Here is a 22,238-nt window from a genome sequence, read left to right as displayed (position 1 = left end):
CAAATAGTTTTTTTGAATTATTTTGGAATTATTTTGGAATTATTTTTTAATCAAAATATAAGCTGTAGCATACTCTGGTAATTGCTTAATATGTTGATTGAAACTATTTTGATTTTGGAAAATACCCGCAAGAAAATCGAGTTGATAAAAGTTGGGTAAAAATGCACCACCTGTATCGGCAATAACTCCCATTCTCAGTTGTTTACGTCCATTTTGCATATACTCCATGACAATCATTCTACCTAAACCAATATTGAGTACATCACCAGCAAAAGTTACTCCCGGTTTAATGGATATCTTTTGATCAATTTTATAGCCGTAACCTTTAATATCTTTAACTTCTCGAAAATACCAGTAACGCTTTTGCGAACGTCTATTTAAACCTTTGACATAGGGAATTTTGTTACTTCTATCAACGTTAAAATAAGCCGAAGAACCGCCACCCAAATCAACAAGTATAGTCCCTTGCATTAAGGCTTCTTCTAAACCTTCTCTAGTCATATAAACAATGGGTTCAACTTTACCAAATTCCTTGCCACCAGGTTCATAAATACCAGACAATACATCTTGTTTACTATATTTAGTGTAAAACTCATCTGTATTTGCGGTATCTTTAAGGCTATAAAGAGGAATATTAAATTTAGCAGTTTTCTTGCGAGAACCGGGATGAACAAAAACAGCGTATTTGGTAATTCGTAAATTTTTACGTTGGGGTTCTTTAGGATTATAAGCAGACCATTTTATCACGCGGAAATTAGAATTGATAAAATTGGGGTCTTGTAAACGAGTTGTGCGATTATTGGCAATATCTTCTTGTAATATACTAATCATAAAATCAAGAGTTTTCGTAATATCTTCTACAGATACTCCTTGAGTTTCCAATACCCCCGGACGTAAAATATTTGGGTCATTATTGGCATGGTCTTGATAATATTTTCTTGTATTTATTAAAGTCGCTAATAAGTCTCCTTGATTAAAATTAATTTTATTCCCAGATAATTGAGCAGAACTAAACAGCTTATTGCCATTAATACTAAATTGATATTTTTGTAATTCATCAATAACTTTGTAAGCTTGGGATAGTAGCTGCGGTTGATATAAAGTATTTGTAAAAGTATTTGTATTGGTTGAAGGTTGATTTTGACAAGGTGCAGAATTATTTAAATTACACGATGCAGGTAAAAAGGAAAAATTAGAAGTTAATTTAATACTTGAATTGAGTAAATTTTGCTGCTGGGGATGTAAAGGAGAATTTTTTTGTATCAACTGCTGACTTTGCGATTGACCGTAAGCATAACTACTTAGATTGCCAGCCAATAAAAAACCAATACTACCTATCACAAAACGCATTTTTGGGATAAACATAAGACACAATTTATTATTTACTTTTTGATATACCAGAACTCGAACAATAGGTCAAAGGTGAGGTTTTATATTTAATTTGACCCACTTACTCTCGATTTAAATACTCCCTGTAAATAAAATTCGACCGATATAGCATAGCTAGAATTGTTAATCGGTTTTTCTGTTCCCCATTCCCTGTTTGCTATTCGTTGACAGTTGATAGTTGATATAGCGAGTTAGGACATTTCCCTGTTCCCTTAAGAACAAAATATGATGTCCTAACCAATATGACCATTGTTATAGTTCTTCTTTATTTCCCGAAAGTCCACTGTCAACTGTCCACTGTCAACTAACTCCTAACTCTCTTTCAACCACTCCACAATCTGGGGATTAACTAAATCCGGCACTTCATCATGGGGACAGTGACCTGCACCGCGAATTGGTACTATTTTGATGTCTTTACCGTTTTTGAGGGCTTCTTCGTACACTTTCGCGCCGCTAATTGGTGTCCACGGGTCGTCTGCACCCCAAATTACTAATAATGGACATTCGACTTTGGGTAATAATTCTTCCGGAGAATCACCAGGAGGTGCTGTTAAAATTGATGCAAATACTTGCTGTGCGCCTTCGTCACATGAAGGTTGGTAAAGCATATCTACTAATTCATCAGTGACAGCATTGCGATCGCGATAAACTTGATAAAGGGTACGGCGAATTTGGGATTTTCTGCGGATATTGTTAAATACGAATTTACCCGTGATGGGATGACTCACCAATTTGTTAAAAGAACCCATGACAAAGCGTAATGCTGGGTTTAATTCGTGGGGACGATGGCTCAAACCTCCCGCTGCGTTGATTAAAACGGCTCCGCTGGTGATTTCGGGATGCTGTACTGCGACGGTTAAACTGATCAATGCACCAACGGAGTTACCGATAAATACGGCTTTGTTTTGGATATATTGTTGATGAAAGTCTTTGAGTAATTCTACCCATAAATCAACGCTGTAATTGATCGGAGCTTTATCCGAACCACCAAACCCTAATAAATCTAGGGCAAATACCTGATAACCAGCATCGGCTAATACGGGAATATTTTTCCGCCAATGTCCGATAGATGCACCGAAACCGTGAATTAATACTAAAGGTTTTCCCGTACCCATGACGGTATATTGAATTTTGTAACCTTTCCAATTCCAGAACAGTTTTTCAAAGGTGGTTGTTGATTTTGATGTAGTAGTCACAGTTTTTGTGAAGTTTAGTAAAGTCTTTCTTATTATGGTAACGGTTTATGGGCTTGATTAGTTATTCAATAGTCTAAAAATGGTATGTTAGCCGAGGGAAAAATATTTATGCTGACAACTTCGATTAATTTACAGTTAGAACCAGGTCAAAAGGTGACGTTACAGCCTGTTTCCTGGGAAGGTTTTGAAGAGATTTTGGCACAGTTAGGAGAATATCGTGCATCTCGAATTGCATATGCTAATCACATATTAGAAATTATGGCTCCATTACCAGAGCATGAAAGGTCAAAAGTATTGCTCGCGGATTTAGTTAAAATACTGCTAAAATTACAGAAAAAAGCATGGGAACCTCTTGGTTCAACTACTCTTAAGCGTCAGGGAATGGTAGCAGGTATTGAACCTGATGATTGCTTTTATATTCAAAATTATCAAGCTGTAATTGGTAAGCAAAGAATTGATTTGAATATAGATCCACCACCCGATTTAGCATTAGAAACTGATGTTACTTCCAAAACTGAAATCGATGCTTATGAAGCTTTAGCAGTACCGGAATTATGGATTTACTCTGATGGTAAATTGAAAATTAATTTATTCCAAGAAGATAAATATATTGAATCTCAAATTAGTTCTATTTTTCCAACTTTAAAATTAATAGAAATTATTCCCCGATTCATGCAGCGTTCGTTACAAGTTGGTGTAAGTCAGACTTTAGAAGAATTTGAAGCGTTTATTAGAGATGAATATTATCACTGATTTTTAAAAAAGAAAAAGACGTAGCATTGCTACGTCTTTACATTAGTATATTAATGTTAGGTATTTAGATTAAAATCAATTTTGACGATAATATCGTTAAAATCGCGATCGCCACCTCCTTTTAAGTCTTCAAAACCAAAGATGTTATCACCGAGCATCATTACGTGGTCTCCACTGTCTGAATTAGCACCGAGGAATGGGAAGTAAATATCAGTGAATGAATCGAAAGTACCATCAACTATTAAAAAAGGTACAAATATTGCACCGGGTTCAAAATCGCCTGTAAATGTTGCTGTAGTTTGATTATTTACGCTCAGTTCAATGTTAGTAATACGGTTTTCTACTGCGGCTTTTGCGTAACCTTCTTGTCCAACAAGTATATCAGCTACACCGTCACCGTTGGTATCTATACCGCCATTTTCATCAGCTACTTGGAAGAAACCTACCACATTATTAAATGTAGCTTCGCGGTGAATGGTAAAGGTTGCTTTTTGTTTGATGGTTATTTCGGTACTTCTGAAGTCAAGCACTTCGATTCTTTCTTGTAATCTGCTACCAATGGCTTTTTTGGCTTTACCATCCAATTTCATATTGATTTTGACACCTTCAAAGTCCAAATCAAAGCCATTTGTTTCAACTTCGGATATTTGTAAGAAGTTAGCAGAAGAAAAAGTTAGTTGGGATAAGTTGATTTGACCTTTTTTTACACCATCTATAGTACCGTTTTTGACTGAGAAGAAACGGAAGTTGGTATCAATACTAAATTCCAGAATTTTTTCAATATTAGTATCGAAACCTTGAGGTGCATTTCCTAATACAGAAAAGATGCTTTGAGCGCGTTTTAAAGCGACTTCTGTATACTTTTCATTGTCGGTAGAAATTCCATCGATAGTTCCTTGTTCATCATCAACGGTAAAGAAACCAATTTCTTTGATTTCTTGGACAGTTTTACTTTTGAAAGAAAACTTGATCGAAGATTTACCACCTTTGAAAGCGAAGCTTTTATTACTTTTAGATGTTAAAGTAAATTTTCCTTCGTCATCTCCATCATCGTCGTCGTCATCATCATCGTCGTCATTTTCATTATCAGTCATTCCACCTGAATTTTCATCATCATCATCATCGTCATCGTCGTCGTCATCATCATCATCATCGTCATCGTCATCGTCATCGTCGTCGTCATCGTCATTCCCAGTTATTCCACCTGAATTATCATCATCATCATCGTCGTCGTCATTAATATTACTATTACTATTTTTAGTGATAGTGACAGTACTCATCTCAACATCTGTGGTGACAACTTTATAATCACGTGTTGTTTCCAAGCTTAAAGCAATAGTTTCATCTACTGTACTTGTACCACTGGTAATATTTAAAGTAACTTCAGCAGTATTTTCTTCAGCTTCAAAGGTTATTTGCCCTTTGCTACCATCAAATTTTTCAGCACCTGTTAAAGTGTAATCTTCATTAAAAGTTGCACTACCAGAAATAGTAAAATCAATAGTTAAAGCCGCAGTAATTTTACCCGTGCGAGTGAAGGTATAAATAACTGAATTTTCACTACCTTTAATAATATTGTTGGAACTAACTGTAAAGGAAATTTCTGGTTTATCTTCTGCTAATGCGACAAGGAAACTATCAGATTGATTTTGAGCAGTCAGAGTTTTATCTTCAAAAGTAGCTTCTTGGTAAAAAGTACCGGCAATGTAGATTTTCCCATTTTTGACAGCAATATCGGAGATAGCATCTGCGTTAGTTCCAGCGATATTCTGCGCCCATTTTACTTCACCTTTACTGTCAATTTTAGTGATAAAAGCATTTTCACCTTCACCACCTTCACCACCTTCACGCTCAAGCATGAAGTTATCAATAGTTATGCTTTTATTGTAATAATATCCGGTGACATAAGTATCACCCATTTCATCTACAGCAATGCTTTCAACTTCGACATCGTTATTTTCATTTTTACTGTCAAAGTCTTTCGCCCATAATACATCACCTTTATTATCTAATTTAGCAACAAATACATCACCATTTTCACCACCTTCAAGACTTGTATTACCAAACTGGAGTCTTTCTCTAAATTCTCCGGTAATAAAAGTATTGCTTTGATTATCTATAACAATATCGGATGCTACAACATAATTATTATTTGCGAATTTCTTTTCCCACCCTTTCGTACCTTCTTTATTAAATTGAGTGACTGTGATACTTTTGTTATCAACTCTAGTCATCAACTGATAGGAATTACTATCTTTATCTACAACAATATCTTGAGCAAAGTGATTGCTATTTTCCTCACCTAACTTGTTCACCCACAATCCATTACCATTATTATCAAGCTTCGCAGCGAAAGCATAATCGAATAAACTTGTAACAAAGGGTGTACCAAACTTGATTTCTCCTCTAGATTTTCCGGTAAGATAAACATTACTTTGACTATCTACATCAATACCAGAAACTGCATCATCGTTTGTACCACCGAAGTTTTTTGACCATAATTTATCACCATTTGCAGCCAGCTTAGTAACAAAAATATCACTGGATTGACCACCTGAAGAAGTATCGTTAGAAGTAATTGAATTTTGAAATGTTCCGGTAAAGTAGACATTACCACTAGTATCTACAGCAATATCTTCAACTTCTTCTTTATTAGTAGTACCAAAACTTTTTACCCAATTAAACTTTCCATCTTTGTCTAATTTAGCGACAAAAACATCTGAGTCACCTTGAGATGTTAGAGATTCATCATCAACAGTAACTGTACCTAAAAAATCTCCAGTAACATAAGTATTTCCTTGATTATCCACAGCAAGGAATTCGTAACCGGGAGCATTGCTACCAAACTGCTCTCCCCAATCTAAACTTAACTTAGGATCGTCATTGCTAATAACGCTCATCACCATCACATCTTCATCCGAAGATACTAATCTTGATTCATTCATCACCATCTGGGGATTATCAAAGATGTAATCTCCCTCAGTCAGAGTAAACATAATAGTTTCATCTGATTCAATCTCAACGTCTTTAATCGGTGTAATGGTAACGGTAGCTTCACTTTTTCCCCCAGCAATCATAACCTTACCTTGAGTAAGATTTTCAAACTTGGCACCCATTTGCTTGTAGTCTGTATCTAAAGTCGCAGTACCACCAAGGGTAAAATTAATAGTTAGAGAATCGGTAGTATCACCAGTACGATTAAAAGTATATTTGAGTGCTTTACCGCTATCTTCTAGCACACTCATAGAATCAACACTAAGAGTCACTTCTGCCGGTAAAATATTCTCTTCCATATAAAGTAGCCTTATGTTTTATCAATAAAAAGGGTTCCTATTGGTTGTAACTTAAGCTACTTTCAAATGTCAAAAAAAGATGCTCCAGAGAAAAACAATTACGTATTTACACGTAAATTGACGGCTGAATATAATTGTTTAACTGTAATAATACTGTTGTTATTTATGTAATTAGATTACCCCTAACTCCTAACTCCTAACTCCTAACTCCTAACTTATATTTGTATTTGTGTTTTCTTTCATATAAATATCTCGAATTGGGAATGGAATTAATATTCCTTCTTGGTTGTAACGCTTGTGCAATTTCTTCACAAGTAGATGTTTACCAATCCTTTGGTCAAAATATTCAGCAACCCGCATATAAAGCGTAAAATCGATGCTGAAATCATTAAATGTATGAAATCTAATAAAAGGTTCGTTTTCTAATAAATCAGGTGCAATTTCTTGCATAACTTCTTTAGCAACTTCTACAGTAATTTTTTCAACTTCTTCCAAATTGCTATCGTAGCTAACACCTATTTTCATAGTTAATGTGAGTTGCTTAGCTGGTAAATGATAGTTGGTAAAGTTTGCCGAAGCTAATTTAGAATTGGGAACAATAATCGTATTTTTAGAAATTTCTTCTATAGTTATATTCCGCCAAGTAATATCTGTAATATAACCTTCTTCACCACCTTCTAATTTTATATAATCTCCCGTTTTTGCTTGTTTGGAAAGAATTAAATAAAATCCCGAAAATAAATTTGCTAAAGTATCTTGCAGTGCTAAACCAACTGCTAAACCACCAATACCTAATGTTGTAATAATCGGTGTAACTTCAATTCCTATGGTTTGAAATATTATTAACGCACCTAAAACGAAAATAGTAGTTTTAATCAAATTAGAAATTAGCGATGCAGAAACTCCTTCTGTTCGCTGAATAAACAAATTAACAAACCCGGCGGCAAGACGTGCAAGAACTAATGTTACGGTAAATAGAAAAATTGCGATAATAATTTTTTGCAGGGCTGCGGTAACATCTTCCTTGAGGGAATAACTCAAAATCGCCCCAAAAAAACCAGCAAGCATAAACCAAATCAAAGGGATACGTCGCAAAGAACTAAAAATTATTTCGCTTCCCGGTATACCCTTTTTAGTAATAATATTACCGAGTTTATTGAAAATAATTTTTTCAGCAATTATTCCAGCTAATAACCCAACTAAAATAAATAAAAGCGGTCTAATCCATTGCATTATCATAATTTTAGGGATGGTATTTTGCATTTTATACACAAAATTCTAAATAAAACAGTGTTATTTACATGAGTATTTCTGCTTATTTTTTATTTATCTAAATTTGTGAGCGTAATTTACGTCTCAATGATAGACAATTGATTACATGAATTTGCCAATCATTTACCACCCAGATTATGTTACCCCATTACCCGACGCGCACCGTTTCCCGATGCCGAAGTTTCGCTTACTTTACGAGTTACTTTTATCCGATGGAGTCGCTGATTTACAGCAATTTCACGCACCTGAAGTTCCAAATCAGGAAACTATCGAGTTAGTTCATACACCCGATTTCGTACAAGCTTATTTACAAGGAACCCTCGACGCAAAAGCACAACGACGTATCGGTTTACCTTGGAGTCCTCAATTAGTAAATCGTACCTGTACGGCGGTAGGTGGTACAATTTTAGCGGCACAAATGGCGTTAAATTATGGATTAGCTTGTAATACCGCAGGAGGAACTCATCACGCTTTCCCCAGCTACGGTTCAGGTTTTTGTATTTTTAATGATATTGCGATCGCAACTCGTGTCATTCAAAAACTCAACTTAGCGCAAAAAATCCTGATTGTTGATTTAGACGTGCATCAAGGTGATGGTACTGCTTTTATATTTCAAGATGATGATAGCGTTTTCACTTTCTCGATGCACTGTGAAGTTAATTTTCCCGGTACCAAACAAAAAAGCGATTTGGATCTACCTTTACCCCTAGGAATGGAAGATGATGCATATTTACAAACTTTAGCGAAATACTTACCGGATTTACTCGCAGATGTGAACCCAGACTTGGTATTATACGATGCTGGTGTTGATACCCATATCGGCGATAAATTAGGCAAACTTGCTTTAACTGATACGGGTATTTATCGTCGGGAAATGCAGGTTTTAACTACTTGTATAGCGGGTGGTTATCCGGTGGCTTGCGTTATTGGTGGTGGTTATGCGGATGATATGAAATCTTTGGTGTGGCGGCATTCTTTGTTACATCGGGCTGCGAGTGAGGTTTATCGACAATTTGGACTATAAATCAATTTTGGATTTTGGATTTTGTGGAAAGTTTGGGGTGTAGATTCTCGAACCCCAAAACTTTTCAAGCTAGATTTTGGATTTATTCCATAAATAAATTAATAAATTCCGGAGCATGAGACTTTTTTCAAATATCTTTTTTCAAATATAAAATTTGGTAATCTAGTTTCAGTGGTTTATTTTATTTAAAATGCAATTAGATCGATTCAATCAACAATTACAATTCATTATCGAAATTGACAAGTTAAAAAATGTCTTGCGTCAAACATTATTAATAAATGCCGAACGTAGAGAAAATAGCGGTGAGCATTCTTGGCATTTAGCAATGATGACAATGATTTTAGCAGAATACGCACCCGAAGGAACCGATCTATTTCGTGCGATGAAAATGTCATTAATTCACGATTTAGTAGAAATTGATGCTGGGGATACTTTTTGTTATGACGTGGAGGGAAATCAAAGTAAAGTAGCAAGAGAATTACAAGCTGCAACTCGAATCTTTGGATTATTACCGGAAGAACAGGGGAAAGAATTGCGTTTACTTTGGGATGAATTTGAAGCCAGAGTTACACCTACAGCTAAATTTGCGGTAGCTTTAGATAGAATACAGCCTTTTATTCACAATCAACAAACTGGAGGTGGTACTTGGTGTATTCATAATATTAATCGCAATCAAGTTATGAAAAGAATGGCTCCTGTAGAAGAAGGTACGCCGAAACTTTGGGATTTTATATTAGCAGAAATTCAAAATTGTATCAATAAGGGATATTTGAAATCTTAGTTCGCCCTTCCAGACTCTGGCTGGGAAAGTATTGTGTGAGGCTCTGGTTCTAGTGTTGATTTTAATTACTGTATTCCCATCCCTCGACAAGAAACAAGAGAAAAAAACCTTACTAGACACAGAGAGCGCAGAGGAAAGAAATAAGGGGAGATAGGTAAATTTAAAGCGGGAAGGGAGTAAGCAACTTATAAGTTATTTCCTAAATATATAGGTTCTAATATCGTTTCTTTAACATTATTACCTATGATTTCTAACTGATAAGCTTTTGCTTGAGGACGAGAACTAATAATTTTATCTAATTTATCTCCGATAAAATGTAAACCTACTCCATCATCAGCAGCATATCCTGGATTAATTAAACCTTTTGATAAAAGTTGATGGTAGGAAGGTTTTCTTTGTGGTTCTCCATCGTAATGAGGACAGTTACTACCTTTGAGAAAGCCTAAGCACTCTAATACAGTCAATTCTCCGGGAATAGAGTCAGTTACTCCTTGCTCAAACCAACAAATAGAACCTGCACTTAAACCAGATAAAATAACACCATTTTCCCAAGCTTCTCTCAAAATATTATCAAGTCCCCATTCTTTCCACAAAGCCATTAAGCTTTTTTCATTTCCACCTCCGACGTAAATAATATCTTTTTCAAAAATAAAAGACTTTAAATCAGCCGTGGGAGGATTAAAAAGTGACAAGTGAGATGGTATGCAGGGTAAGTTTATAAATGATGAATAGAATCTAACAATGTATCGATCGGAATCACCACTCGCTGTGGGAAGAAAACAAATTTTAGGATTTGTTTTATTTGATAATTCAAGAATATATTTATCCAACAGAAGGTTTTCGGGTTCCATTGAAAAACCTCCACCTCCCATTGCAATAATTTGTTTGACAACTGGTTTTATAGTCATTTTCAATTCATATTTAGTCCATTTTAATGGACTTTTGCTATAAGACTGGGAATTTTATTCCCAGGCATATCTAAAATCCTTACTACAAACAATATCATTTTACTTAACCAAAGACCAAGCAATAAATCTCTCAATATAGTACAACGCTAATTGATTGCTAACACCGTTAAAAATAGCATCAAAAGCGTGTTCTGCCCAAGGAATTTCTAACAAAATCGCCGTGTTTTTATCTCGCAATTTATTATACATTTTTCTGCCAAATCGGGCTTCTACCACATGATCGCGACTTCCGTAAATTAACAAAGTTGGTGGTAAATTAGGCTTTACGTAATTAATCGGTGAAGCAGTTTCATAAAGTGTGGGAAACTGTTGAGGAGAACCCCCTAGAAATGCTGTTAAAACAGCACGGGAATTAATTGGATCGGGATTTGGTGGTTCGTTGTATCCTTGAGTTAGATTTACCGGACCATAATAATTTACCACAGCACGGATTGGTGGAGCATCCGGTTGGTAAGCAGCGAGCATTGCTAAATGAGCGCCAGCAGAGCGTCCTAATAATACTATTTTATTGACATCTGCTTCATACTCAGCAGCGCGATCGCGAATAAAATTTAACGCAAAATTAACATCATCTAATTGAGCAGGAAATTTGTATTCTGGTGCGTGACGGTAATCGATGGCAAATACAGTATATCCACGAGCCGCCATGTATCGATTAAATTCTGGATTTACAGATGGATTACCATTTTGCCAAGCTCCACCATAAATAACTATAATTGCTGGATATTTACCAACTTTTAACGGTTGATAAACTTCCATACTTAAAGATACTCCAGCAGGATTTGCAAAATTAATCCCAGTTAAATGACGGGTTTTGTTTAAGTTAATTCCCCGAAAAACATCAGTTAAAATAAACGGTTGCTTCCGCATATTTTCTTTTACTGTAACTGGAATTTTTTGCTGATATTCTGCACCTAATGCTTGATTAATAGCCGCAGTCATTTGTATTTGAGTGGGTATGATACTTACTAGCTCCCAACTACAAATCAGCAATCCTATGAAGCTAAAAAGATAGATTATTCGTTTTAATTGAGGTTGAGCGATAAATAATAAAGACAATACCAAAGTAATAATATTTAGCGCGAATAGCCAAGGACAAATTTCTGGTGCTACTACTCCAAATTTTAGTAAAAATAAAGTTGGTGCAGGAAGTAAAATCCAAGAACTAAAGAAAAAAGTTGCAAAACTGAGTATTAATGTGAGAACAAATCCAATTTTATTAATTTTATTAATTTTATTTTTGTATAACATAACTAATTTTCAGATTGCGATTCAACAATACCAAAAATTTCTTCCCACTCATGATTACTCAAAGCTTTCTCCTCAAATTTCACTTCAAAACACTTTTCCCCAGCATCAACTAAAGCCGCAATTATTCTTTCAATTGCCAAATTTTCTCCAACTACCACCCGATCTAAATCTTCACCAAAAACTTTTTTAAACAACTCTACATCCGGTTTGAAATTCATCGAACCATGCTGTAAAACAACGTTACCACGTCTTAGCTGAGCGCTACCAATTAACTTACTACCATCAACCGTTACTAAATCGGCAACTGTTGCGGTACCGAAACAGTTAGGATTCTTAATATAACCCCGTCCAGCAACACCGTAATCTAACTCAATACCTAAATTTTGCCATCCTTCAATCAAAAATTCGCATATTTTTTTATACATTTCAATTCGACTTCCAGAAAGCCCAGAAGTTACCACAGCATAAGTTAAATCACCCTTGTGTAACACCGCACGCCCACCCGTAGGACGGCGTATCAAGTCGATTTGCTCGCCTTTCCAAGTCAAATTCTGCCAATGCTCCGAGTAGTTGCGCTGATGATAACCAAGGGAAATTGCAGAGGGCGACCAAGTATAAAAACGTAAGCTAGGCGGATGTCCCGATTGATGCTGTTGTAACAACCATTGATCGATCGCCATCTGTAATTTACCATTGGCTTGTAAAAACGGAATTAATCGCCAAGTTTGAGAAATCAAAGTCAGTTGGGAGTTAGGAGTTAGGAGTTGGGAGTTAGGAGTTAGGAGTTAGGAGTTAGGAGTTAAGAGTTAGGAGTTAGGAGTTAGGAGTTAGGAGTTAAGAGTTAGGAGTTAAGAGTTAAGAGTTAAGAGTTGGAATTTGGGGGTTGGGAGTTGGAATTTACAAGTTGGAATTTACAAGTTGGAATTTGGGAGTTGGAATTTAGAAATTGGAAGTTAGGAGTTAATATCTCGAATTGAAATTTTTTCATAACTCATAACTCCTCACTCCTCACTCCTAACTCTTAACTCCTCACTCCTGACTCATAACTCCTCTCCTCACTCCTAACTAAAGTGTACCGATTTGTTACGCTGCACCAAATTTAGACTGTAAATCTTCGTCATTATCATCTGCGATCGTCGCGACGATAGTAATTAAACGAGAAACTTCCGCAGCAGACAAATCTTCTAAAGTACGCATCGAGATGACTACAACTTGGTTCTCTATAATACCAAAACGTGCTTCTAGGGTAGCGGAACAGTTCATTTGCAAAAGAGAACGCATCATTGTAGCTTCATCTTTAGCTGGTAACTTCAAAACCGAAGACCAAACTGTGATTGTATCTTCATCACTTGTACCCGTTAATCGGACAAACACTTCCACGCTACCGTACTTAAACTTCCATAAGTAAGCACCTTCAGAAGGATGACTCACCATTGCGCTATCGTTCTCTTCCAGTGTATCAATAACGTTTTCAATTACCTCTACATGGTTGATGGTAGTTGCTTCTCCCATCAAATCATCCATTAATTCGTTACTGTCAGAATCGGTTTGGTAAGATGTCATACAAATTGTCCCTCAAGATGATAAATATTCCACACCTACTTTATACCTAATCAAATGAAGTTAGGAGTGAGAATTAAGGAGTTAAGAATTATCTATCTTTGAGCTTGTAAGTAGGATTAAGAGGTTGGGGGTAGATGTGATCTATTTTGCAAGCTGCTGAAAGTCTTGATATTCCTTCCCTAGGTGTAGTATTTCGTAGCCGTAAACTACATAAGTCGAGGTTTTAATATGAGTATCTTAGGATTTACGCAAGATGTGGCTGAAAAACCGATTCCTGCTTCGGGGTAATTCATGAATTACCACTACGTAATAATTACTTTTTTACTCACATATTACGTCAGTTTTATGAGAATTATTTCTTCATGAATAAAGAGAATTGTTAAAGCAGAAAAAATATTTTATTTTTTTCCTTGAAAGCAGAACTGCTGTTACCAATAAATTAATAATTAAATTTTATAATTAAATTTTGTAATTAAGAACTATAGGTAGTTAATCTCCCCAGGAAAGCCACTCACGCGCTGCTTTTTCCGCAGCTTCAGGGGTATAGTATAATTTTCTCTCACCAAACACTTCCCCACCAGAACTTATTATTCTAAATTGCCATTCCATTACTTCAGTGTAAAAAACCAGTAATGTTAGATTTTCAATGCCAACAACTAAATGAACGGTTGTTTGAGTCATGGTATTGCATTTACACAATTACAAACCTGTTATATACTTCATACTCAATAATTATCAAGTTTATTCTATACTTTGTATCAAGTAACAATCAACAATTATCAATGAAATTTGATTTATAAAATGAATTTTAAATAGTAAAAAAACTGGTTCTTATAAACCTGACAAAAACCCGACTTCTGAGAATTGCTCGGTGAAGTATATAAGTCAGGTTTTGAAAAACAATATCTGTAACAGATTTATAAATTTGACAAAAACCCGACTTATGAGAATTGAGTTTTCTATCAATTGTTCATTGATAACTGATAACTGATAACTGATTATTGAATTTCCTTGACATTTTCCATAACTTGTTTGTATAGCTGCTGGTTATTTTGTTCTTGAAAAATCTCTGCGGCTCGCTGTAAGTCGGCTAAAGCAGCATCTTTATCTTTTTCGGCGCGAGCATTTCCCCGGTTATTATAAGCAGCACCAAAGTTGGGATTGAGACGAATGGCTTCGTCATAATCGGAAATTGCACCTTCGTTGTCTCCTTGAGCAGCGCGAGCATTTCCTCGATTATTATAAGCAACGGCATAGTTAGGATTAACACGAATCGCCTCAGTATAATCTGCTATAGCTTCGTTTCTATTTCCTTGAGCAGCACGAGCATTTCCCCGATTATTATACGCTTGGGCATAATTGGCATCTAAATTAATAGCTTGGTCGTAATCGGTAATTGCACCGTTGATATCACCTTGAGCAGCACGGGCATTCCCTCGATTATTATAAGCTTGAGCGTTGTCAGGGCTGACGCGCAGCGCTTCATTATAATCGGCGATCGCACCTTGTCTATCTCCGGTGTCAAACTGTACTAAACCCCTACCGTTGTAAGCTTCCACATAGTCGGAATCAAGACTAATAGCTTTTGTATAAGCCGCGATCGCGCCTTGAGTATCACCCTGAATATGCTTATACTGTCCCTGTGCGTAAAATTCCTTAGCAGTTGATGGGTTAGGCACTGGACTTGTTGCGGGACTAACTCCTATTTCCGTAACTAATACATCTTTATCGTTGCTGCAAGAAACAGTTACAGTTGCGATAAATCCACTCAACAAGACTACACCAAATCTTTTGGAAACTCTTGTCAAATTTTGCTCTAACAACCACTGTTTCATAAGTCACTTTTTATCAAGACACCCAGAATTTTGGCATTTATATGAAAAAAATACATTTTTCTTAATATTGAATAATCATCACTCTAATTAGCTATATTGACTATTTTTGCATGGATTTTGTGGCGAATTTGTTTACATTTTACTAAACCGATTTTAGATTATGTCCGCAGGAAAGCTTAATGGATTTGAGATTAAAAAACAAGCCAGCAGCCTGTTATAATCTAACTTTAATGTACTTATTGTTTATTCTTCATTTTCGGCTTGCTTGGAAATTAATCTTAAACTAGTGGTTTTTGATATGTCTACAGCAAGTTGCTCGATATTATCCCCTAGGTTTTTTTGAATATCTTTAGTAAGGGTAATATCAAAATCTAAATTTACATTTTGAGTTTCTACTAACCGTACCAGTTCAGAAAATGGCACTTTAATTGTTGTGCGTTCGGAACTATTAAGTTTAAAATTTGGGGTCTCAGATAATTGTTGAGCTACCATTGCTTGTTTAACTCGTTCTTGCAGATGTTCAAATTCCGATTTTACAAGCTGCCATTGGTGTTCTAGTTCAATATATTTTGCACCAAGTAAACTTAAATCTTCTGATACTGCATCAAAGTTTAACTTTTGAGTTAATTCTAACAAGCGCAAATGAACTTGAGCTAGAATAATGCAGTCGAAGTAAGCATATTCAATTTGTTCTTCACTCAAAGGTCTAATTCCCCAATCGCTGCTTTGTTGCTGTTTATCAATATCTTGAAAATGACAAATTTCTATTGCTAAGGTCTTCAATTGATAATTAGGTAAAGGTAAAATATAATATGGGATTTGTTTTGCCATTTCCAAAGTGCAAGTGACATTTTTGGCTTGCTTTTTACCTAAAAATCTTAAATCATACTTAGCATTATGAAATACTTTTTCTATTGAAGAATTCATCATAATTTTTTCGATAAATTCTTCAACAATAAAAGGCTGTTCGAGTACATCCAAAATATAAACACTTTCTCCAGTTAAATCCGTACAGTCATGCAAAACTTGAATCAGCGATAGTTTGGGATTACGAGTATCATAATCAGCAACTTCTGTATCTAGCCAAAGAGTTTTTACTTTAGTATACTTAGCAACAAGAGAACGAATTTCCGAAGCCGATTTTAGATAAGGCATTGAGTAATATTCCCTAAGAAAAATTGGATTAAAGTAACCAAGTTCCAATTTCCCAAGGTAACATTTTGTCTGTAATTTATTTGTAGTGCTGTATCTGTTTGCTACTAGTAATTGTGACCACGGATTCAAAGGGATTTCACTGATTACACGGATTTAATTACTATTACCAATTCTAAGGTTAAAGGTTAAAGGTTAAAGGTCAAAGGTTAGGAGTTAACAATTACCAATTCTAAGGTTAAAGGTTAGGAGTTAACAATTACCAATTACCAATTACCCATTACCAATTACCCATTACCAATTCCCCATTCCCTTATGAATTACGAATAGAATCAGCCTGCGATAAATTTTCTGCTTCAACCTGCATGATTTTAATATCTGATGGAGTCCATAAACGCGGTGCTTGGCAATGATGAGCTACTAGCAAACCCCATAAACCTTTCTCAGTTAAGATGGGTACTACTAAATTAGCGCGAACCTCTAAATTACGTAAAAAATCACGGTGACAATCAGCAATAGATTCTGATTCAATATCTGGAATTGCCCGTACTCTTCCGTTTAAATATAAAGCAGCATACTCATTATTAAAACATTCTTCTGGACCAGTAGAACCAAGAATAGACCATTTATCCGAACTCAAAGACTCAAAGGTGACTTGTCCATTCCACTGAGAATAGAAATAATACAATACAACCCTATCTACACGCATAGTATCTCGTAGACGACTTGTGGTTTCGACAATTAAATTATCTCGTTCTATTGTGGTTGTTAAGCGATTAAGTACTATGCGTAGACCACGGTCAAAACTTGCGTTATAATCTTCTGTCACCGTTCTAATATCACACTTGAGTAATAGTTTATCCGCTGATGATATATTACCAAGTACTTTATTGAATTCGTTTTTAAGTAATATTTTTTTAAAGGTTAGAGGTCAACAGTTGACAGTTGACAGTGGACAGTGGACAGTTGTTTTATTAACTTCTAACTCCTCACTCCTCACTCCTCACTCCTCACTCCCTTCCTCCTCACTCCTCACTCCTCACTCCTAACTCAGTTAGAGTAATAGAATAGACAAATTAATTGCATCTATACTCCTGAAGATACTTACTATGATGACTTCTCAAATTCGCTTTTTGATGTGCGCTCCGGAATATTATGATGTAGACTATGTGATTAATCCTTGGATGGAAGGAAATATTCACAAGTCATCCCAAGAGCGAGCGGTGCAACAATGGCAAAAGCTACATCACGTACTTAAGGAACACGCAATCGTCGATTTGGTAAAACCTCATCAAGGTGTTCCTGATATGGTTTTTACCGCTAATGCTGGCTTGGTATTAGGTGAAAATGTGGTATTAAGTCGCTTTCTCCATAAAGAGCGTCAAAAGGAAGAGCCTTATTTCAAAGCATGGTTTGAAGAGAATGGCTTTACCGTTTATGAACTACCTAAAGATTTACCTTTTGAAGGTGCAGGTGATGCACTTTTAGATCGCGAAGGGCGCTGGTTATGGGCTGGTTATGGTTTTCGTTCGGAATTGGATTCCCATCCCTTCCTGGCGAAATGGTTGGATATTGAGGTATTATCCTTACGATTGACTGACGATCGCTTTTATCACCTCGATACTTGCTTTTGTCCTTTGGCAAATGGCTATTTACTTTACTATCCCGGTGCTTTTGACTCCTATTCTAACCGCTTGATTGAAATGCGAGTGGCAGCCGAAAAGCGCATCGCTATAGAAGAAACGGATGCGGTGAATTTCGCTTGTAATGCGGTAAATGTGGAAAGCATTGTGGTGATGAACAAAGCTTCCGATGCACTGAAAAAACGTTTAAAAAGAGTTGGTTTTGAAGTCATTGAAACACCGCTTACAGAATTTCTCAAAGCTGGGGGTGCGGCTAAATGTTTAACTTTACGGGTTAATGAACCTGTAAGAGAAGAATTACACGCTAATACTTACGTCGAAAGTCAAGTTGTCCGCATGGAAGGACATTTACTCGATTCCGGTTTAATTAACCGTGCCTTGGATTTAATTATAGACAATGGTGGTAGCTTCAAGGTGATGAATTTCCTCTTAGGGGAACAGCGTCAAAGTACTTCGGCAGCTGAGGTGAAAGTTTCCGCTCCTTCCCATGAAGTTATGGAAAGCATTGTATCCCATCTGATTGACTTGGGGGCGATGAATTTACCGGAAAACGAGGAAGATGCCAAACTTCAACCTGTAATTCAAAACGGAGTTGCACCTGATGATTTCTACGTTAGTACTATTTATCCTACCGAAGTACGGATTAACGGTGAATGGGTGAAAGTACAGAATCAACGTATGGATGGTGCGATCGCAATTACTCAAACGAACCAAGGAAGGGTAGCGCAATGTAAAATATTGCGAGATTTAGAAATAGGTGAAAAAGTAATAGTGGATGTACAAGGTATCCGTACTATCCGTAACCCCGAATCGCGAGAAAAACGCAATACTGAGGAATTCAGCTTTATGTCTGCTGGTGTTTCCAGCGAACGCCGGGTAGAATTAATTGTAGAACAAGTCGCCTGGGAGTTACGTAAAATCCGCGATTCTGGAGGTAAAGTTGTTGTCACCGCAGGTCCCGTAGTTATCCATACTGGTGGTGCCGAACATCTGTCGCGATTAATACGGGAAGGTTATGTACAGGCGTTATTGGGTGGCAACGCGATCGCAGTTCACGACATCGAGCAATCAATGATGGGGACATCCTTGGGTGTAGACATGAAACGGGGTGTTTCAGTACGGGGAGGACACCGGCACCACCTCAAAGCTATCAACAGCGTCCGCCGTCACGGTAGCATTGCCAAAGCCGTACAAGCAGGAATGATTCAAAGAGGTGTGATGTACGAATGTGTGAGAAATAGCGTACCCTTCGCCCTTGCCGGTTCGATTCGAGATGACGGACCTTTACCCGATACTCAAATGGATTTAATTAAAGCACAAGAAGAGTACGCGAAATTACTTAAAGGTGCGGATATGGTATTAATGTTGTCTACAATGCTGCATTCCATCGGAGTAGGTAATATGACACCTGCGGGAGTCAAAATGGTTTGTGTCGATATCAACCCAGCAGTAGTGACAAAATTAAGCGATCGCGGTTCAGTAGAATCAGTTGGTGTGGTGACAGATGTGGGATTATTCCTGAGTTTATTAGTCCAGCAATTGGATAAATTGACAAGTCCCTATACCGCTGAAATAGTTTAAGGAAATGTAGAGACGCGATACTATGAGCGTCTCTAAAATCTAAAAAATTTGCAATTTTATAACCAATTAATTTATAAGTAGGTAAGCTTTCATTAATTGTATCTTTACTGCTCAGTTATATAAATGTTCCCTGTTCCCTTTTCCCTATTCCCTATCCAAACGAAATGTTAAATTAATTTTGCACGGGTACTCATATCAAATGCAGCTAACAATTTCCAACAAACAACTCCAAATCAACCCCGTAAGTTTTATCGCCGACTTCCTACTTACAGGAATGGTAATCGGACCGATCGCAGCTCCTTTTCTTGCCGCGTCTGGGTTGCCAATTTTACCTCAAATCGCCCAGATAATTTATTTTATGGGTCATCATGTCTGTCCCCAACCCCAGATGGGAATTGAATTAGCATCACCCTTGATCATGGCTGTATGTATGCGCTGTTACGGAACTGTAATGGGTTTATTTATTACTCGATTATTATATCTTACGGATAATGGAAAAGCTTCCTATTGGCTGCATCAATATGGTTGGAATGGTGCTGCGTTTTCAACTGTATTGATGATGGCATATCCTCTGGAAATGGCGGCGCAAATTTTAGGTTGGTGGAGTTTTGACAATTTGGTAGTCGTACCCTTTGGATTGATTACAGGTTTAGCTTGGGGGTTGTTTACTATGCCGATTTTACATGGTGATTTTAAAACATCCTCTTAAAAATACCTGAAGCGAATGTTAACATTTAATCAACGTGATTTATCCATTAAAAAAGAATGTGTCTATTATACTTGAAGAAAAAATATACTCAAAAAGTAGAAAAATAATTCTTCAAGCTTAATATTGAAGGTATTTTTCAATCTGCTCTCCGAAGAAACCGCAAAGGGGTTTGTCCCTCCGTAAAGTTATGGAGTGTAGCTATCGTCCCTCGAAATACTTCCAGAACCATGCTAAGCTTCACCTTAGCAAATCAATTGCAAATTGAATTAAGAACTGCTATGCAAGAACATTAGGTATTATAAAATGTCAGCCATCGCCACGGAAGTTTTTCTTATATTTATACTTATTATTGCTAACGGTATATTTTCAGGTTCTGAAATTGCTGTCATCTCTGCTCGGAAAGTCCGACTTGAACAGATGGCAAACCGAGGAAACTCCAAAGCAAAAGCTGCATTGAGACTAGCTAACTCCCCTAATGATTTTTTTTCTACAGTGCAAATTGGTATTACATTAATTGGTATTCTTAGTGGCGCTGTAGGTGGAGCAACCCTAGCTCAACGCTTAAAGTCTGTATTCGATACAATCCCTGCACTCAAGCCTTATAGCGAAGGTGTTAGTGTCGTTATTGTAGTGACTATTATTACTTATCTTTCTTTAGTGATTGGGGAACTGATGCCCAAACGGGTGGCATTAAATAGTCCCGAACAAATAGTCTGCACGATCGCAAAACCCATGCGATTGCTCTCGGCGATCGTAGCTCCATTGGTACGTATTCTCACTTTTTCCACAGATACATTGTTGAATATTTTGGGCATTTATGCTTCTGAAGAACAGGCAATGAGCGAAGAAGAAATCAAAGTACTAATTCAACAAGCTACAGAGTCGGGAACCTTTGAGGAATCCGAACAGGAAATGGTTGAACGAGTATTTCGTTTAGGCGATCGCCGCATCAAAACCCTAATGACTCCGAAATTAGATATTACCTGGCTTAATATTGATGCACCATTAGAAGAATTAGAAATTTTGGTTAGGGAAAGTAACCATTCCCGTTTTCCTGTGGCTAAAGAAAGTTTAGACAACTGTTTGGGAATCTTGCGTGGTAGTCGTTTTCTCTCGAAGCGTCTTACAAAAGAAGAAATCAACCTCGAAACGATGATTCAACCACCCCTATTTGTTCCCGAAAATATGTCAGCTTTGAAGATTTTAGAAGAATTTAAACGAACGGGCATACATATGGCCCTGATTACAGATGAATATGGAAATATCGAAGGTTTGTTAACGCTTAATGACATACTCGAAGCAGTAATTGGCGATATTACTGCCAAAGAAGATTTAGAAGAACCAATGATAGTTCGCCGTGAAGATGGTTCTTTATTAGTTGATGGTTTGCTTTCAACCGACGAACTCAAAGATTTGCTCGATAAAAAATCACTAGCTCAAGAAGAAACAGGTATTTATTATACTCTTGGTGGATTTATAATTACTTTTCTCAAACGCATACCAAAAGCAGGCGAATATTTTGAATGGGGTGGATTTCGGTTTGAAGTAATGGATATGGACGGTAAACGGGTGGATAAAGTTCTCATTACCCCCATACAAATGGAGAATGCATCCCAAAATAGTGAAGCCATTTATTGAATATTACGATCATTTTTGCCTTTTTGTTCTTTCATTTAATAAAATATAATTTCCTCTATCAAAAAAATATTTGGCAGCATTTTTAACTAACAAATTGTTGGATTTTATTGTAAAAATCCCGGCATAGGGATTCTGCTTGAATGAAGTATCTGTAGCACCCTAACAAATTTAATCAAAACCCGACTTCTGC

18 protein-coding genes are annotated in these 22,238 nt (G+C 36.6%); 6 read left to right on the top strand and 12 right to left on the bottom strand.

The features are described from left to right. Nucleotides 1–39: 39 nt before the first annotated feature. Together IQ247_RS11805 and IQ247_RS11800 are read right to left on the bottom strand one after the other, a co-directional pair. Nucleotides 40–1,365: a hypothetical protein gene (locus tag IQ247_RS11805; protein WP_228059671.1), complete on the bottom strand. Its 1,326-nt coding sequence runs from the start codon at nt 1,363–1,365 to the stop codon at nt 40–42. Between the two features lie 335 nt (nt 1,366–1,700). Then, on the bottom strand, nt 1,701–2,585 hold the full coding sequence (locus tag IQ247_RS11800) for an alpha/beta fold hydrolase (RefSeq protein WP_193920134.1): 885 nt from the start codon (nt 2,583–2,585) through the stop codon (nt 1,701–1,703). A 108-nt stretch (nt 2,586–2,693) separates the two neighbouring features. Between IQ247_RS11800 and IQ247_RS11795 the strand changes: the two genes are divergently transcribed. Next, complete coding sequence (locus IQ247_RS11795) at nt 2,694–3,338, top strand: Uma2 family endonuclease (RefSeq protein ID WP_193920132.1); 645 nt, start codon at nt 2,694–2,696, stop codon at nt 3,336–3,338. 56 nt (nt 3,339–3,394) lie between these two features. Here the strand turns inward: IQ247_RS11795 and IQ247_RS11790 are convergent, their stop codons facing one another. Continuing rightward, nucleotides 3,395–6,631, bottom strand: coding sequence for an SBBP repeat-containing protein (locus IQ247_RS11790; RefSeq protein ID WP_193920130.1), 3,237 nt, complete (start codon nt 6,629–6,631; stop codon nt 3,395–3,397). A gap of 210 nt (nt 6,632–6,841) precedes the next feature. Then, a complete protein-coding gene (locus tag IQ247_RS11785) occupies nt 6,842–7,894 on the bottom strand; it encodes a mechanosensitive ion channel family protein (protein WP_228059670.1) in 1,053 nt (350 codons plus the stop codon). Nucleotides 7,895–8,009: 115 nt separating this feature from the next. Here IQ247_RS11785 and IQ247_RS11780 point away from each other — a divergent pair, with 115 nt between their 5' ends. Further along, on the top strand, nt 8,010–8,927 hold the full coding sequence (locus tag IQ247_RS11780; RefSeq protein WP_193920128.1) for a histone deacetylase family protein: 918 nt from the start codon (nt 8,010–8,012) through the stop codon (nt 8,925–8,927). Between the two features lie 190 nt (nt 8,928–9,117). Further along, nucleotides 9,118–9,708 (top strand): HD domain-containing protein, encoded by a 591-nt coding sequence (locus IQ247_RS11775; protein ID WP_193920126.1) that lies wholly within the window; start codon nt 9,118–9,120, stop codon nt 9,706–9,708. A 185-nt stretch (nt 9,709–9,893) separates the two neighbouring features. On the opposite strand, the gene IQ247_RS11770 is transcribed toward IQ247_RS11775, so the two are convergent. From IQ247_RS11770 to IQ247_RS11735, 8 genes are all read right to left on the bottom strand, one after another. Continuing rightward, on the bottom strand, nt 9,894–10,616 hold the full coding sequence (locus IQ247_RS11770) for a Type 1 glutamine amidotransferase-like domain-containing protein (protein ID WP_193920124.1): 723 nt from the start codon (nt 10,614–10,616) through the stop codon (nt 9,894–9,896). Nucleotides 10,617–10,715: 99 nt separating this feature from the next. Continuing rightward, on the bottom strand, nt 10,716–11,927 hold the full coding sequence (locus tag IQ247_RS11765) for an alpha/beta hydrolase (RefSeq protein ID WP_193920122.1): 1,212 nt from the start codon (nt 11,925–11,927) through the stop codon (nt 10,716–10,718). 2 nt (nt 11,928–11,929) lie between these two features. Beyond that, on the bottom strand, nt 11,930–12,670 hold the full coding sequence (locus tag IQ247_RS11760) for a lipoate--protein ligase family protein (RefSeq protein WP_445974524.1): 741 nt from the start codon (nt 12,668–12,670) through the stop codon (nt 11,930–11,932). A gap of 340 nt (nt 12,671–13,010) precedes the next feature. Then, nucleotides 13,011–13,490, bottom strand: a complete 480-nt coding sequence (locus IQ247_RS11755) for a YbjN domain-containing protein (protein WP_193920120.1) — start codon at nt 13,488–13,490, stop codon at nt 13,011–13,013. Between the two features lie 489 nt (nt 13,491–13,979). Continuing rightward, nucleotides 13,980–14,171, bottom strand: a complete 192-nt coding sequence (locus IQ247_RS11750; RefSeq protein WP_193920118.1) for a hypothetical protein — start codon at nt 14,169–14,171, stop codon at nt 13,980–13,982. Between the two features lie 317 nt (nt 14,172–14,488). Beyond that, nucleotides 14,489–15,325, bottom strand: coding sequence for a tetratricopeptide repeat protein (locus tag IQ247_RS11745; protein ID WP_193920116.1), 837 nt, complete (start codon nt 15,323–15,325; stop codon nt 14,489–14,491). Nucleotides 15,326–15,568: 243 nt separating this feature from the next. Then, nucleotides 15,569–16,480 (bottom strand): ribonuclease D, encoded by a 912-nt coding sequence (locus tag IQ247_RS11740; RefSeq protein WP_193920114.1) that lies wholly within the window; start codon nt 16,478–16,480, stop codon nt 15,569–15,571. Nucleotides 16,481–16,790: 310 nt separating this feature from the next. Beyond that, complete coding sequence (locus IQ247_RS11735) at nt 16,791–17,306, bottom strand: GAF domain-containing protein (RefSeq protein ID WP_322745491.1); 516 nt, start codon at nt 17,304–17,306, stop codon at nt 16,791–16,793. A gap of 283 nt (nt 17,307–17,589) precedes the next feature. On the opposite strand from IQ247_RS11735, the gene argZ reads away from it, so the two are divergent. The 3 genes from argZ (at nt 17,590) to IQ247_RS11720 (ending at nt 22,048) form a co-directional block, all read left to right on the top strand. Then, nucleotides 17,590–19,701 carry a bifunctional arginine dihydrolase/ornithine cyclodeaminase gene (gene argZ, locus IQ247_RS11730; protein WP_193920153.1) on the top strand — a complete coding sequence of 704 codons (2,112 nt, stop codon included), beginning with the start codon at nt 17,590–17,592 and terminating at the stop codon, nt 19,699–19,701. 199 nt (nt 19,702–19,900) lie between these two features. Next, nucleotides 19,901–20,410 carry a DUF2085 domain-containing protein gene (locus IQ247_RS11725; protein ID WP_193920112.1) on the top strand — a complete coding sequence of 170 codons (510 nt, stop codon included), beginning with the start codon at nt 19,901–19,903 and terminating at the stop codon, nt 20,408–20,410. Nucleotides 20,411–20,713: 303 nt separating this feature from the next. Then, the gene (locus tag IQ247_RS11720; protein ID WP_193920110.1) at nt 20,714–22,048 is read left to right on the top strand and encodes a hemolysin family protein; all 1,335 of its coding nucleotides are present in this window, start codon (nt 20,714–20,716) and stop codon (nt 22,046–22,048) included. The last annotated feature ends 190 nt before the right edge of the window (nt 22,049–22,238 follow it).

The organism is Plectonema cf. radiosum LEGE 06105 (assembly GCF_015207665.1).
GTDB classification, from domain to species: Bacteria; Cyanobacteriota; Cyanobacteriia; order Cyanobacteriales; family Nostocaceae; genus Rivularia; species Rivularia radiosa_A.
The sequence above is the reverse complement of the archived record's forward strand: the minus strand, read 5'-3'. Positions and strand labels throughout refer to the sequence as shown.